A 15,136-nucleotide genomic window follows, 5' to 3' on the forward strand; every position below is an offset into this window, starting at 1 on the left:
GCATGAAGAATAAGATTTTAAGGTATGCTTTAAAAAATCGAAAAACAGCTAATATGAATCGAAAACAAGTGGGGAAAAATCTGAGTATCCTGACTGTTTTTCTTTTCTTTGTTTTTTTGATTAACTTTGCTATCTTGATTGGGTCTGGTCGAAAATTTGGAGTGGACCTGGTGGCAGAGGCTAAAAAAGTTTACCAGATTCAAAAAACAGTACAGGCTAAGCGGGGAACGATTTATGATCGGAACGGCAATGCCATTGCAGAAGATTCAACGACTTATAATCTCTATGCCATTATTGATAAAAAGTATAAGTCAGCTACAGGAGAGATTCTCTATGTAGAGCCCTCTCAGTATGAGACGGTTGCTCAAATTCTACACGATAAGTTAGACATTGAGACTGATTATGCCAAGAGCCAGCTATCACAGGAAAAATTGACTCAGGTCTATTTTGGTGCTAAAGGAAATAATATTCCTTACGCAACGATGACAGATATTAAGAAGTCCATGGAAGATGCTGGCGTTAAAGGAATCAGTTTTGATACCAGTCCTAGTCGAAGCTATCCAAATGAAACCTTTGCCTCTCAGTTTGTCGGTATTGCCCAATTGGTAGAAAATGAGGATGGATCTAAGAGCCTACGTGGTTCAACAGGCTTGGAATATTCCTTGGATAAAATCTTGGCTGGACGGGATGGTTTGGTGACCTATGAGCGCGATAAAAACGGAAATATTGTGCCTGGTTCAGACCAAGTTTCTGTGGCAACAGAAAATGGTAAAGATGTCTATACGACTATTTCTAGCCATCTGCAAAGCTATCTAGAGACAAGAATGGACATCTTCCAAGAAAAGGTCAAAGGGAAATTTGTATCTGCAACACTGGTTAGTGCTAAGACAGGTGAAGTTTTGGCAACAACTCAGCGCCCAAGTTTTAATGCAGATACCAAGGAAGGTCTGTCTAAAGACTTCAATTGGTCAACCTTGCTTTATCAAAGCCCTTATGAGCCTGGATCAACTATGAAAGTATTTACCTTGGCTAGTGCTATCGATAATCATACTTTCCCTGCCAATGAAACCTACTTTAATGACGAGTTTCAAATCGAGGATACAATCATCAAAGACTGGGGAGTCAATATGGGGCTCTCAACTGGTCAGACCCTGACTTATGCTCAAGGATTTGCCTATTCAAGTAATATCGGTATGGCCCGTCTGGAGAAAAAGATGGGAGATGATAAGTGGCGTGATTATTTAGATAAATTCAAGTTTGGTGTTCGTACACGATTTGGTATGATGGGTGAAGACGTCGGTAATCTTCCGGATAAAAATGTCGTTACAACCGCAATGAGTTCCTTTGGTCAAGGGATTAACGTAACACAAGTTCAAATGCTACGTGGATTTACAGCAATTGCTAACGACGGTGTTATGTTGGAACCTAAATTTATCAGTGCTATTTATGATTCAGCGACTAACAGTGCCCGCAAGGGAACAAATGAGATCATAGGAAATCCGGTTTCTAAAACAGCGGCTCAAGAGACCCGGAAGTATATGGTGACAGTCGGAACTGATCCTAACTTTGGAACCTTGCAGACAGATGGAGTACCAATCATTCAAGTTCCGGGACAAGATGTGGCTGTTAAATCAGGTACGGCCCAAATTGCGGCAGAAGCTAAAGATGGGGGCGGGTACTTGGAAGGTGAGTACATCTATTCGGTAGTTGCTATGACGCCGGCTGAAGATCCTGATTTCATCATGTATGTGGCAGTGAAGCAGCCTGAAGAGAAGTTCTATCCAGATTTATGGAAAGAAGTCGTTAATCCTCTTTTGGAAGAAGCAGTTGCCATGAAAGATACCCTTGGTTTAACGACTCTAACGCATGTTTTGGATAATGTGATTACTGAAACCAAGTACACTATGCCTAAAACAAAAGAAAAGGGCAAAGATAAATCACCGGGTTCTTATGCTGAAGAGCTACGTCGTAATTTGGTTCAGCCGATTATCCTTGGTACAGGAAGTGGCATCACTAAATTATCTGTTGAAGCAGGTAAGAATGTTGCTTCTAACCAGCAAGTCCTTCTTCTAACAGATGAGCTGGATGACATGCCAGACATGTATGGTTGGACCAAAGAGAACGCGTCAACCTTTGCCAAATGGTTAGATATAAAGATTACCTACAAAGGTGAAGGTTCGAAGGTTGTTGGACAGAGCGTAAAAGCCAATACCTCTATCAAGAACCTCAAAGAAATAACAATAACACTAGGAGAGTAAGATGCTTACAGCTATAATTGCAGGAATTACTACTTTGATTTTAACAATTATTGGGATACCTGCCTTTATTCGTTTTTATCAAAAAGCCCGCATTTCCGGGCAACAAATGCACGAAGATGTCAAACAGCACCAGGCCAAAGCTGGAACACCCACTATGGGAGGGACTGTTTTCCTCTTGGCTTCGATTGTGGCGAGTTTTGTCATTGCATTATTTTCAGGAAATCTTTCTAGTAGCGTTACAACTATTTTGTTTATTCTGTTCTTGTACGGTTTAGTTGGTTTTTTAGATGATTTCTTAAAAGTTTTCCGCCGAATCAACGAGGGACTGAATCCTAAGCAAAAACTATTCTTGCAGCTGGTTGGCGGTGTGGTTTTTTATCTCTTTTTTGAACGCCACGGCGGTGGGGATATGCTGAACGTTTTCGGTTTTCCACTAGAATTAGGTTTTCTTTATATTTTCTTTGTTCTCTTTTGGTTGGTTGGCTTTTCCAATGCAGTCAACCTAACTGATGGAATTGACGGTCTTGCAAGTATTTCCGTCGTGATCAGCTTGGGAGCTTATGCGGTTATTGCTTTAGAACAAAAACGTTTTGATCTTCTAATCGTGATCTTTAGTATGATTGGTGGCCTACTTGGTTTCTTCGGATTTAACCATAAGCCGGCTAAGATCTTTATGGGAGATGTGGGAAGTCTGGCTCTAGGAGGTATGCTGGCAGCTCTCTCTATTGCCCTCCACCAAGAATGGACCCTTCTTTTGATTGGGATTGTCTACGTATTTGAAACGGCTTCAGTCATGCTCCAAGTTACTTACTTTAAGATGACAGGAGGCAAACGAATCTTCCGTATGACTCCAGTTCACCATCATTTTGAACTTGGTGGTTTTTCTGGCCGTGGTAAAGCTTGGAGTGAATGGAAGGTAGATTTTCTCTTCTGGGGAATAGGCCTTGTTGCAAGTTTGATTACTCTAGCAATTTTGTATTTGTAAGAAAAAGGAGAACGATTGTTCTCCTTCTTTTCATATAAATGGCTATAAATCCATAATTTCTGTTATAATAGATAGGACTACTAAGGATAAGAGGAAAAAATGAAATTTACAGAATTTACTTTTAAAAATTATATCCAGGAGGCTTTAGAGGACCTGAAGTTTGTTGAAGCAACAGAGGTACAGGAAAAGTTGATTCCAGTTGTTTTGTCTGGGCGCGACCTTGTCGGTGAATCAAAGACAGGTTCTGGGAAGACCCATACTTTTCTGCTACCGATTTTTCAAAAGTTGAATGAAGATGAGGATCATGTACAAGTTGTGATTACGGCACCAAGCCGTGAGTTAGCCACTCAGATCTATCAAGCGACTAGACAGATTGCTTCTTTTTCTGATCAGGAAATTCGTGTTGCTAATTATGTGGGTGGGACTGACAAGGCCCGTCAAATTGATAAGCTAGAATTTAGCCAACCTCATATTGTTATCGGGACACCAGGCCGAATCTATGATTTGGTCAAGTCAGGAGATTTAGCTATTCATAAGGCCAAGACCTTTGTCGTGGACGAGGCGGATATGACACTAGATATGGGCTTCTTGGAAACAGTGGATAAAATCGCCTCAAGCTTGCCAAAAGATTTGCAGTTTTTGGTATTCTCAGCGACTATTCCGCAGAAGCTACAGCCTTTCTTGAAGAAATATCTGTCTAATCCGGTCATGGAGCAAATCAAGACCAAAACGGTGATTTCAGATACAATTGAAAATTGGCTGGTTTCAACAAAGGGGCGCGATAAAAATGCGCAGATTTATGAAATTAGCCGCATCTTACAGCCTTATTTGGCTATGATTTTTGTGAATACTAAGACAAGAGCAGATGAGCTACATAGTTATTTACTTGCTCAAGGCTTGAAAGTGGCTAAGATTCACGGTGATATTGCACCTCGTGAGCGTAAGCGGATTATGAATCAAGTAAAAAATCTTGATTTTGAATATATTGTTGCGACTGATCTAGCAGCAAGGGGAATTGATATTGAGGGGGTCAGTCATGTCATCAATGATGCTATTCCGCAGGACCTGTCTTTCTTTGTCCATCGAGTGGGAAGAACAGGACGCAATGGACTTCCTGGTACGGCCATTACGCTATATCAGCCAAGTGATGACTCTGATATTCGTGAATTAGAGAAACTGGGCATTAAGTTCATTCCTAAGATGATAAAGAACGGTGAATTTCAGGACACTTATGATCGAGATCGACGAGCCAACCGTGAAAAGTCTTATGAGAAGCTCGATACAGAAATGATTGGTTTGGTTAAAAAGAAAAAGAAGAAAATCAAACCTGGCTATAAGAAAAAAATTCAGTGGGCTGTCAATGAAAAACGTCGTAAGACCAAGAGGGCTGAAAATCGTGCTCGAGGTCGTGCAGAACGCAAGGCCAAGCGCCAAAGCTTCTAGTCATAAAATTTTCTTATACCCTTGATAAATAATTTATACTGTTCGATATAAAAATGGTGTGATAGACTAGAGTATACTGGTCTATCTTTTTTCTTGTGTTATTCAGATACAGTAAACCGAGTAAAAGAGCATAGACCTTCTTAAATGAGAATGATGAAAGGATTGAATGATGAACGCAAGTTTAGTTATATTAGCTTCTAACTGGTATCAGGAATTAATGAAGTCCATTCCAGATGGCCAAAATTTTAGTTTAAGATCTGTTTTTGATGCCCTGCCAAGAATTATTGAAAAATTACCAACAACTTTATTTTTAACCCTGGGCGGTGCCCTTTTTGGTTTGGTTTTGGCTCTGCTGTTTGCTATTGTCAAAATCAACCGTGTCAAAGTTCTGTACCCTATTCAGGCTTTGTTTGTCAGTTTTTTAAGGGGGACACCTATCTTAGTCCAATTGATGCTTACCTACTATGGGATTCCTATAGCCCTAAAGGTTATTAATCAACGTTTTGGAACGGCCTTTAATATCAATGCAATCCCAGCCTCAATCTTTGCTGTTGTTGCTTTTGCTTTTAATGAGGCAGCTTATGCTAGTGAAACTATCCGGGCAGCAATCCTTTCTGTTAGTGAAGGAGAAATTGAAGCTGCTAGAAGTCTGGGAATGACCAATGCCCAAGTATACCGTCGTGTGATTATTCCTAATGCAGCAGTGGTAGCTACACCAACCCTGATCAACTCCTTAATTGGTTTGACCAAAGGAACTTCACTGGCCTTTAGTGCTGGAGTGGTAGAAGTATTTGCCCAAGCCCAGATTTTAGGTGGTTCGGATTACCGTTATTTTGAGCGCTTCATCTCTGTCGCTCTAGTCTATTGGGTTGTCAATATTATGATTGAGCAATTTGGTCGCTTTATCGAAAGAAAAATGGCCATTCAAACGCCGGCTGCAATTGATTCAGCAATTCAAGCGAAAGGAGATATCCTTTAATGATTCACATTTTTAACCTCAGTAAATCTTTCTCCGGTCAGGCAGTACTAGACAATCTTAGTTTGGATATCCAAAAAGGAGAGGTTATTGCCTTGATTGGTTCCTCCGGGGCTGGTAAATCAACCTTTCTTCGTAGTCTGAATTACTTGGAAACTCCAGACAGCGGTATCATTGAGATTGATGACTTTAGGGTTGATTTTTCCCAAATTACTCAGGAGGAAGTCTTAACACTTCGTAGAAAATTGGCCATGGTTTTCCAGCAGTTTAATCTATTTGAAAGACGGACTGCTCTGGAAAACGTAAAAGAAGGCCTGCTCGTTGTCAAGAAACTATCGGATGAAGAAGCTACTAAAATAGCTAAAGAAGAATTGGCCAAGGTAGGTTTATCAGATCGAGAAAATCATTATCCCCGTCATTTATCAGGTGGTCAAAAACAACGGGTAGCTTTGGCAAGAGCTCTGGCCATGAAACCTGATGTTCTCCTGCTAGATGAGCCTACATCTGCTCTGGATCCTGAACTTGTCGGCGAAGTAGAAAAATCCATTGCTGATGCTGCAAGATCTGGTCAAACAATGATTTTGGTTAGTCATGATATGTCCTTTGTTTCACAGGTTGCTGACAAGGTTCTCTTTTTAGATAAGGGGCATATTATTGAAGGTGGTAAGCCTGATGAGATTATGAATAATCCGAAAGAAGAACGGACGAAAGAGTTTTTTGCTAGTTACAAACGAACCTATATTTGATATAATAGATGAAAGATAACTCGGTTGGTTCTGCCAGCTGAGTTTGTTTTGAGCAAAATAAGCATGACTTATTGGACATAAATAGACCAAAACATAGGAGATTAAATGTTAAAGCAAATTTTTTCTCTCTATATAGAGAGTCTTCTTTTGACAACAGCACTTATTGGAGGTTTGTCAGGGATTTTAATTTTAGCCAGAATGGCTAGTCGCAAGGATAAGACAGCAAAGGCACGACAGGCGCATTTGTTTGATGTACTTTTGATTGATATTATGACTATCCCTATTTTATCTTTTGCGGTTATGGGCATTCTCTTAGTGCTGAAAGCATAATGCTTGCAAAAGTTTTTTATTGGCGTTAGAATAATTATTATTACAACAAAAGAAGGTGGAGTCATGTACGATACAATTATTATTGGAGCAGGTCCTGCAGGAATGACAGCGGCGCTTTATACTGCAAGAAGCAACCTAAAAGTTGCCTTACTGGAAGCTGGTATTCCAGGCGGACAAATGAACAATACAGCGGATGTTGAAAACTATCCTGGCTACGCCCTGATTAGCGGTCCAGAATTGGCTGAAAAGATGTTTGAGCCATTGGAAAATCTCGGAGTAGAGCATGTCTTTGGTCATGTTCAAAGAATTGAAGATCAGGGTGATTTTAAAAAAGTTATCACAGAAGACGAAGTTTATGAAAGTAAGACTGTTATTATTGCAACAGGAGCCTTTCACCGTCAGCTCAATGTACCGGGTGAGGCTGAATTTAATAGTCGGGGTGTTTCTTATTGTGCAGTTTGTGATGGAGCTTTTTTCCGTGATGAAGACTTACTAGTTGTTGGTGGAGGCGATTCAGCGGTTGAGGAAGCCATTTTCTTGACCCAGTTTGCTAAAAGTGTGACCATTGTTCACCGTCGTGATCAATTACGCGCACAAAAAGTTTTGCAAGATCGTGCCTTTGCTAATGAAAAAATTAGTTTTGTCTGGGATTCAGTCGTAGAAGCTATTCATGGTGACGAGCGTAAGGTGACTGGAGTAACCTTTAAAAATATCAAGACTGGTGAAACTAGCCAAGCAGATTTTGGTGGTATCTTCATTTATGTTGGTTTGGATCCAGTTAGTGAGTTTGTAGCTGATTTGGGTATAAGAGATGAATCAGGTTGGATTGTGACAGATGACCATATGAAGACCTCAGTAGCTGGTATCTACGCAATCGGAGATGTCCGTCAAAAAGACTTACGCCAGATTACGACAGCAGTAGGTGATGGAGCGATTGCGGGTCAAGAAGCTTATAAATATATCACTGAACATGAATAAAACCGAAAACCTTGTTAGTTATGGCTAACAAGGTTTTTTGATCTATTGAATCTTTTTGAGGAGTGGTTTCTTAGAAACTAAATAGCTACCAGCTAAATTGGTGGAGGAAAGATTTCAATTTTCTAATTGCCGGACTATTTCCCTATAACCTCTTAATTGTAAATTTATGATATAATAAGTAAAATCCATGCAGTTTATAAAGGAGAAAATATGTTTCCAGATGATAGTTTAACCTTACATACAGACTTGTATCAAATCAATATGATGCAGGTTTATTTCAATCAGAATATCCATAACAAACGTGCAGTCTTTGAAGTTTTTTTCCGTAAGAATCCTTTTAATAACGGCTACGCTGTCTTTGCGGGCTTAGAAAGAATTATTTCCTATCTCAATAATCTGACGTTCAGCCAGAGTGATTTAGACTATCTTGAGTCCTTGGGTTATCATGGAGACTTCTTAGATTACTTGCGGAATTTAAAGATGAGCCTTAGTGTACGGTCGGCTCAGGAAGGGGACTTAGTTTTTGCCAATGAGCCAATTGTGCAAGTGGAAGGTCCTCTGGCTCAGTGTCAGCTTGTTGAGACCGCCCTGCTCAATATCGTTAATTTTCAGACCCTGATTGCCACTAAGGCAGCCCGTATCCGTTCTGTTATCGAAGATGAGCCCCTGATGGAGTTTGGAACTCGCCGTGCTCAAGAAATGGATGCAGCTATCTGGGGAACTCGGGCTGCTGTGATTGGTGGAGCCAACGGTACCAGTAATGTTCGAGCGGGTAAGCTCTTTGATATTCCTGTTTTAGGAACCCACGCTCATGCCCTTGTTCAAGTTTACGGTAATGATTATGATGCCTTTAAAGCTTATGCCGAAACTCACCATGATTGTGTATTTTTGGTAGATACTTATGATACATTGCGTTTGGGTGTTCCGGCAGCCATTCGAGTTGCGCGTGAGCTGGGTGATAAGATTAAATTCCTAGGTGTTCGTATTGACTCAGGTGACCTTGCCTATATTTCTAAGAAGGTTCGGCAGCAATTAGATGAAGCTGGCTTCCCTGATGCTAAGATTTATGCGTCCAATGATCTGGATGAAAATACCATTCTCAACTTGAAAATGCAAAAAGCTAAGATTGATGTTTGGGGCGTGGGTACCAAGTTGATTACGGCTTATGATCAGCCGGCTTTAGGAGCAGTTTATAAGATTGTTGCTATTGAAGATGAGAATGGAGAATTGCGCAATACCATCAAGCTGTCCAATAATGCTGAAAAAGTTTCGACTCCAGGTAAGAAGCAGGTTTGGCGCATTACCAGTCGGGAAAAAGGTAAGTCTGAAGGAGACTACATTACCTATGAAGGAATTGATGTCAATGGCTTGGAAGAGCTGGAAATGTTCCATCCTACCTACACTTACATTAATAAGACAGTTAAGGATTTTGATGCTGTGCCGCTATTGGTAGATATTTTCCAAGAGGGAAATCTCGTTTACAAAAAGCGGAGCCTGACTGAGATTCAAGCTTATGCCCGTAAGGAATTTGATAAACTCTGGGATGAGTACAAGCGGGTTCTTAATCCACAGGATTATCCAGTTGACCTGGCTAGAGATATCTGGCAGGATAAGATGGACTTGATTGACCAGATGCGTAAGAAAGCCTACCAGACAGGAGCAGAAAAATGAGCCTACAAGAAGAAATCATCGCTCAATTGGGCGTCAAACCTATCATTGACCCGGAGGAAGAAATCCGCAAGTCGGTCGACTTTCTCAAGGCCTATCTGAAAAAGCACCCTTTTTTGAAAAGTTATGTTCTGGGAATTTCAGGTGGTCAGGATTCAACCTTGGCTGGTCGCTTAGCTCAGCTGGCTGTGGAAGAAATGCGCTCTGAAACTGGAGATGATAGCTATCGCTTTATCGCCGTTCGTTTGCCTTACGGTGTTCAAGCAGATGAAGATGATGCGCAAAAGGCTCTGGCTTTTATCCAGCCTGATGTCAGTCTGACAGTCAATATCAAGGAATCAGCTGATGCTATGACAAGGGCGATAGAGGCAACAGGTGCCAAAGTCTCTGATTTTAACAAGGGTAATATCAAGGCCCGCAGCCGTATGATTGCCCAGTATGCTTTGGCTGGTTCATACAGTGGGGCTGTTATTGGGACCGATCACGCAGCAGAAAATGTCACCGCATTTTTCACCAAGTTTGGGGATGGCGGAGCAGATATCTTACCACTTTACCGCCTCAATAAACGTCAAGGCAAGCAGCTTTTGGCCACTTTAGGAGCTGATCCGGCTCTCTATGAAAAGGTGCCGACGGCTGATTTGGAAGAGGAAAAACCTGGGATTGCAGATGAAGTCGCTCTAGGCGTGACTTATAATGAAATTGACGATTATCTCGAAGGCAAGTCCGTTTCAGCCCACGCCCAAGAAACTATCGAGTCTTGGTGGCATAAAGGTCAGCATAAACGCCATTTGCCAATTACGATTTTTGACGAATTTTGGAAGTGAAAATCTCTATCGTAACTTTTTAGTCCGAGCCAAGAAACGAGAAAACGATGAAAAAGATAGGTACACAGTCTATTGAAACCAAACGTCTTTTGCTAAGACCTTTTCTGGAATCAGATGCTCAAGCTATGTATGACAACTGGGCTTCTCGTCCAGATAATTTACTGCATGTGACCTGGGATGCTCACGAGAGTCCTGAAGTCACCCAACAGTCTATTGCTCGCTGGGTTGAGAATTATCAAAACATGGATTTTTACAAGTGGGCCATCTGCCTGAAGGAAAATCCTGAACAAGTGCTTGGTGATATCAGTGTGGTTGATAGAGATGATACGGTCAATGATTGCGAGGTCGGTTACATTTTAAGTAAAGACTATTGGGGGCAGGGGCTGATGACAGAAGCTTTGAAAGCTGTTTTGAACTATCTCTTGCAAGACGCAGACTTCAATCGTGTCACAGCAAGATTTGTAACAGCCAATCCAGCTTCGGGGCGTGTTATGGCTAAGGCTGGCATGAGCTACGAAGGTACTTTCCGTCAGGCTGTATTGCATAAAGGACAAGTCAAAGATTTTTCCGTCTATGGCATCCTAAAATCTGATTTAGAAAAAGGCTAGGACTCTTTTGTCTAGCCTTTTTACTTGCACTCCTTTTTTAAAGTTCTATAATAGATGTATAATGACAAGGAGGATTCTATGCATTCGTTAGAACAAAATTTTACAGATAAGTTGTATGCTGCTTATGAAGCTAATCCTAAGTTTGCAGCAATGGAAAATGCCATCAGCCACAATGGTCTCTTGACATCCTTGGAGAAGCGAAGCAGTGCTGTGGAAAACACGCCAGTCTTTTCACTGGATCTCACTAAGGATAAGGTTAGCGACCAGAAAGCGTCTGGGCGCTGTTGGATGTTTGCAGCTCTTAATACCTTCCGCCACAAGATGATTGCTGGTTTCCAATTGGAAGATTTTGAACTATCTCAGGCCCACACTTTCTTTTGGGATAAATATGAAAAATCCAACTGGTTCTTAGACCAGATGCTGGCGACTGCTGACCAAGAATTGACCAGCCGCAAGGTTAAGTTTCTCTTAGACACGCCTCAACAGGATGGCGGCCAATGGGATATGGTTGTTTCTCTTTTTGAGAAATACGGCGTCGTGCCTAAGTCAGTTTATCCAGAGTCAATTTCTTCTGGCAACAGCCGTGAGCTCAATCAGATTCTTAATAAACTCCTGCGTCAGGATGCACAGATTTTGCGAGAATTAGTGGCAGCAGGTGCAAACTTGGCTGAACTTCATGCTAAGAAAGAAGAACTTCTCCAGGAAGTCTTTAACTTCCTAGCTATGAATTTAGGTTTACCGCCTCGCCAATTCGACTTCTCTTATCGCGATAAAGATAACAATTTTCATAGCGAGAGCGGATTGACACCACAAGCTTTCTTCAAAAAATATGTTGATCTCAAATTAGACGATTATGTCTCTATCATCAATGCGCCAACTGCAGACAAGCCTTATGGTCAGTCTTATACAGTTGAGATGCTGGGTAATGTCGTTGGTAGCAAGCCAGTTCGTTATTTGAATGTTGAAATGGACAGGCTAAAAGAGCTGGCTATCGCCCAAATGCAAGCTGGCGAGACCGTGTGGTTTGGTTCTGATGTTGGACAGTCTAGCAATCGTAAAGTGGGTATTATGGCTGACGGCATGTATGACTTCACTTCTAGTATGGATATCCAGTTGACTCAAGACAAGGCAGGACGTTTGGACTATAGCGAAAGTCTGATGACCCATGCAATGGTTTTGACAGGGGTGGACTTGGATGAAAATGGAAAAGCCAAGAAATGGAAGGTCGAAAACTCTTGGGGCGAAAAGGTTGGTAACAAGGGTTACTTTGTAGCCTCTGACTCTTGGATGGATGAATATACCTACCAGATCGTAGTGCGCAAAGAATTTTTGACTGAAGCGGAATTAGCTGCTTATGAAGCAGAGCCTATTGTCTTGGCTCCGTGGGATCCAATGGGAGCCTTAGCCCTATAAAAGAATATTTATGAAGAAGGTCCTTATAGCTATATAAGGCCTTTTCTAAATAAAAAAACTCTATCTTCTCATATGAGAGAAGATAGAGTTTTTATGTTGATCTTCCAAACATTAGCGCTGACCGTTATTAGTTTGCGGTTTGCTTTCTTGAGGATTAGAAGTAGAGGATGAACTTGATTCGGAAGTAGTAGAAGATTCCGAACTACTTGAAGAAGACTCTTCCTCAGAAGAAGATGATTCTTCTGAAGTTGAGGAAGGTTGGATATAGTATCGATATGGATTAGATCCGTTTAGGTATAGATAGTAACCAACTCGATAAACCCCATTTGGTTGCTCCCAGTCTTCGTTTCCATTGGTATTCAAGAAAGTCATCATAGACCGATAGACATCAGTTGCAACCTTGACCCCATCATCAAGAACTGGTGTAAAGCGGTTTGAATAACCAGTCCATACAGCCATTGAATACTGAGGGGTGTAACCGACGAAGAGCTCATCTGGAGTTACAATACTAGAGCCGTAATAAGGTTTTGTAAGTTTGGTTAATTCATCGTCTGCATAGTTAGAAGTACCAGTTTTCCCAGCCTGATAGACACCAGAAATTGCTGCATTTGTACCTGTTCCGGATGTCAAAACAGTCTTCATCATATCTGTCATCATGTAGGCGGTTGTTTCTTTCATGGCTCTTGAACCTTCATTAGAGAAGACTTTTTCAGTACCATCGCTAAAGACAATTCTATTGACATATTGAGGTTTGTAGTAGGTTCCTCCATTAGCAAAAGCTGCATAGGCCGCAGCCATCTTCTCACTGCTTGCGCCATATTCGTTTCCAGATTTGTTGGTATTACTTGAAATGGCATTTGAATAGTGCATTTCTGGATAGTTGATACCAATCTTATTCAAGAACTTAAGGGATTGTTTGAGGCCAACAGCTTCCAAAGTTTTAACTGCTGGGACGTTCCGTGATTCTTGGATGGCATATTGCATGGTTATATTACCATAGTAGCGCATATCCCAGTTGTAGACAGGAGTGCTAGAGCCAGGGAAATTATAAGGAGCATCTGCAATAGTTGCAGATGTTGCACTATAGACCCCATCTTCGATGGCTGGTGCATAGTCTGTGATAGGTTTCATAGTTGAACCCCAGTCCCGATTGGTTTCAACGGCTTGGTTCGTACCAAATGAAACATTAGTGGACTGTTTACGAGCTCCAAGTTGGGCAATGACTTTACCGTTTGTTACATCCATAACCGTGGAAGCAACTTGAAGTTCATCGTCTGGGTAGTTAACATAGGTATCGGAGTTATAGATCTCCCACAGTTGCTTTTGAGCGTCAGTATTGACATTGGTGTAGACTTCCATACCAGTAGTCAGCAAGTTATAGCCTGTTTCTTTTTCGACCTGCTCGATAACTTGTTTTAAATAGTTATCCATATAAGCTGGATAAGACGCAGAGCTCTTCAAGCTTTGCAAACCGTCAGTAACAGGAGTATTGATAGCTTGTTCATACTGTTCAGCAGTGATGTATTTCAGTTGGTACATCTCAGATAAAACCAGGTTACGGCGTTGAAGTGCTGCTTCTGGCTGAGAGTATGGATCATATTGGTTTGGAGCTTGGGGCATTCCGGCAAGCAAGGCTAATTGAGGCAAGCTTAGGTCTTTTAAGTCCTTACCATAAAAACTTTGTGCTGCTGTCTGCATCCCATAGTTCCCATTAGACATGTAAACCTTATTGACATAATAGGTCAGAATTTGTTGCTTTGTAGCTTTTCTTTCTAGTTGGAAAGCCAGCCAAGCTTCCTGAGCTTTACGTGAGACCGTCTGGTCTGCTTTAGAGGTAGAAAAATATGTCAGTTTGATTAACTGTTGGGTCAAGGTAGAACCACCCTGAAGCCCATTCGACCTCTTAAGGATATTATTAAAGATAGAGCCGATGATCCGAATGGAGTCAACCCCACGGTGATTGAAGAAACGATGGTCTTCAATAGCAACAATAGCATTGACCAAATCAGTTGGAATTTGATCAGTGGTAACATTTACGCGCTTTTCAGATCCCAAATCTGCGATAAGGTTATTTTGGCTATCATAAATTTTGCTGGAAGTAGTAGCAACGAGCTTGCTTTCTGATAATTCAGGGGCCTTGCTCACATAGTAGAAGAAGAGACAACTTCCTAGCAGAAGTCCCAAAAGAAAGAGTGAGATAAGGCCGCTTGCAACCCATTTTAGGGCTGTCATTAAGGTTTGTTTATTCATTAGAGTGACCACCTAGTAAATTTTTTGAGATAATATCAAGATAAGGTATGCTGGGAAGGATGTTTTGTTCAATGAGATAACCATGTTTCTGAATATAATCCAGGGGCATGGATTTCCCACCCTTATCAATCTTATAAAACTCAATTAAGTAGGGAGCAGGAAGGAGGTAGGTTTCCTTCAGACTAGAAAAGTGAAGTAAGACAAAGCAAATCCCGCCTTGATTGAGCACTTGATCCATATGTTCAATCTGGTGTGCATGAAAATTTTTCATAGGCATAGATTGCTTTTGCCGCGTTTCCTTGGCTTCAAAATCAATGTAATGCCCACGGTAAACTCCCGAGTAGTCCGTAGTAGATGCTTGGCGAAAGTAGGCCTCGACAATCTTGGCACGGCTTCGCTTAGGATAATCAACTTTGACAATTTGCACGGGTGTAGGCTTTTTATGAATAACAGCTAATCCACGACTAAGGTAATAATCATTGGTGTCGTTAATCATTTTTTCAAAAGTCATTCCCCGATTAGCGAAATCGACAGTCTCTTTTTTCACTTTTTTTATGTTATTTTTAGATGTAAGCTTATGCGGATAGTTGACCATAAAACTCCTTATTGGTACAATAACATCACTCTATTATACCATAAATCATTGTAAAAGGATAA

13 protein-coding genes are annotated in these 15,136 nt (G+C 41.2%); 11 read left to right on the forward strand and 2 right to left on the reverse strand.

Translation table 11 applies throughout. The features are described from left to right. The first annotated feature begins 2 nt into the window (after positions 1-2). The 11 genes from pbp2x to pepC all read left to right on the forward strand — a co-directional run bounded on the left by pbp2x (position 3) and on the right by pepC (position 12,229). Positions 3-2,258 (forward strand): penicillin-binding protein PBP2X, encoded by a 2,256-nt coding sequence (gene pbp2x / locus HMPREF2780_RS05075; RefSeq protein ID WP_105026295.1) that lies wholly within the window; start codon positions 3-5, stop codon positions 2,256-2,258. A 1-nt stretch (position 2,259) separates the two neighbouring features. Next, positions 2,260-3,243: a phospho-N-acetylmuramoyl-pentapeptide-transferase gene (mraY, locus tag HMPREF2780_RS05080; RefSeq protein ID WP_045634202.1), complete on the forward strand. Its 984-nt coding sequence runs from the start codon at positions 2,260-2,262 to the stop codon at positions 3,241-3,243. A 99-nt stretch (positions 3,244-3,342) separates the two neighbouring features. After that, positions 3,343-4,686, forward strand: a complete 1,344-nt coding sequence (locus tag HMPREF2780_RS05085) for a DEAD/DEAH box helicase (RefSeq protein WP_045634201.1) — start codon at positions 3,343-3,345, stop codon at positions 4,684-4,686. Between the two features lie 169 nt (positions 4,687-4,855). Continuing rightward, entirely contained in the window at positions 4,856-5,665 is an 810-nt protein-coding gene (locus HMPREF2780_RS05090; RefSeq protein WP_053794877.1) for an amino acid ABC transporter permease, read from the forward strand. After that, entirely contained in the window at positions 5,665-6,408 is a 744-nt protein-coding gene (locus tag HMPREF2780_RS05095) for an amino acid ABC transporter ATP-binding protein (protein ID WP_061596066.1), read from the forward strand. Before HMPREF2780_RS05090 ends, HMPREF2780_RS05095 begins: the two co-directional genes overlap by 1 nt. A gap of 105 nt (positions 6,409-6,513) precedes the next feature. Continuing rightward, positions 6,514-6,738 (forward strand): DUF4059 family protein, encoded by a 225-nt coding sequence (locus HMPREF2780_RS05100; protein ID WP_045772959.1) that lies wholly within the window; start codon positions 6,514-6,516, stop codon positions 6,736-6,738. Positions 6,739-6,801: 63 nt separating this feature from the next. Then, positions 6,802-7,716 carry a thioredoxin-disulfide reductase gene (gene trxB / locus HMPREF2780_RS05105; protein WP_048778762.1) on the forward strand — a complete coding sequence of 305 codons (915 nt, stop codon included), beginning with the start codon at positions 6,802-6,804 and terminating at the stop codon, positions 7,714-7,716. A gap of 210 nt (positions 7,717-7,926) precedes the next feature. Then, positions 7,927-9,387, forward strand: a complete 1,461-nt coding sequence (locus tag HMPREF2780_RS05110) for a nicotinate phosphoribosyltransferase (RefSeq protein WP_061596065.1) — start codon at positions 7,927-7,929, stop codon at positions 9,385-9,387. Continuing rightward, positions 9,384-10,208, forward strand: coding sequence for an ammonia-dependent NAD(+) synthetase (gene nadE, locus HMPREF2780_RS05115; RefSeq protein ID WP_061596064.1), 825 nt, complete (start codon positions 9,384-9,386; stop codon positions 10,206-10,208). Before HMPREF2780_RS05110 ends, nadE begins: the two co-directional genes overlap by 4 nt. Before the next feature lie 47 nt (positions 10,209-10,255). Next, positions 10,256-10,816 (forward strand): GNAT family N-acetyltransferase, encoded by a 561-nt coding sequence (locus tag HMPREF2780_RS05120; RefSeq protein ID WP_049553156.1) that lies wholly within the window; start codon positions 10,256-10,258, stop codon positions 10,814-10,816. A 78-nt stretch (positions 10,817-10,894) separates the two neighbouring features. Continuing rightward, positions 10,895-12,229: an aminopeptidase C gene (gene pepC, locus HMPREF2780_RS05125; RefSeq protein ID WP_105026296.1), complete on the forward strand. Its 1,335-nt coding sequence runs from the start codon at positions 10,895-10,897 to the stop codon at positions 12,227-12,229. A gap of 111 nt (positions 12,230-12,340) precedes the next feature. Here the strand turns inward: pepC and pbp1a are convergent, their stop codons facing one another. Both pbp1a and recU read right to left on the reverse strand, forming a co-directional pair. Then, positions 12,341-14,479, reverse strand: a complete 2,139-nt coding sequence (pbp1a, locus tag HMPREF2780_RS05130; protein WP_045772964.1) for a penicillin-binding protein PBP1A — start codon at positions 14,477-14,479, stop codon at positions 12,341-12,343. Beyond that, on the reverse strand, positions 14,472-15,074 hold the full coding sequence (recU, locus tag HMPREF2780_RS05135) for a Holliday junction resolvase RecU (protein ID WP_045505953.1): 603 nt from the start codon (positions 15,072-15,074) through the stop codon (positions 14,472-14,474). The genes pbp1a and recU overlap by 8 nt, the downstream gene beginning before the upstream one ends. Between the last annotated feature and the right edge of the window lie 62 nt (positions 15,075-15,136).

This window comes from Streptococcus sp. HMSC062B01, from assembly GCF_001811085.1.
Lineage (GTDB): Bacteria > Bacillota > Bacilli > Lactobacillales > Streptococcaceae > Streptococcus > Streptococcus gordonii.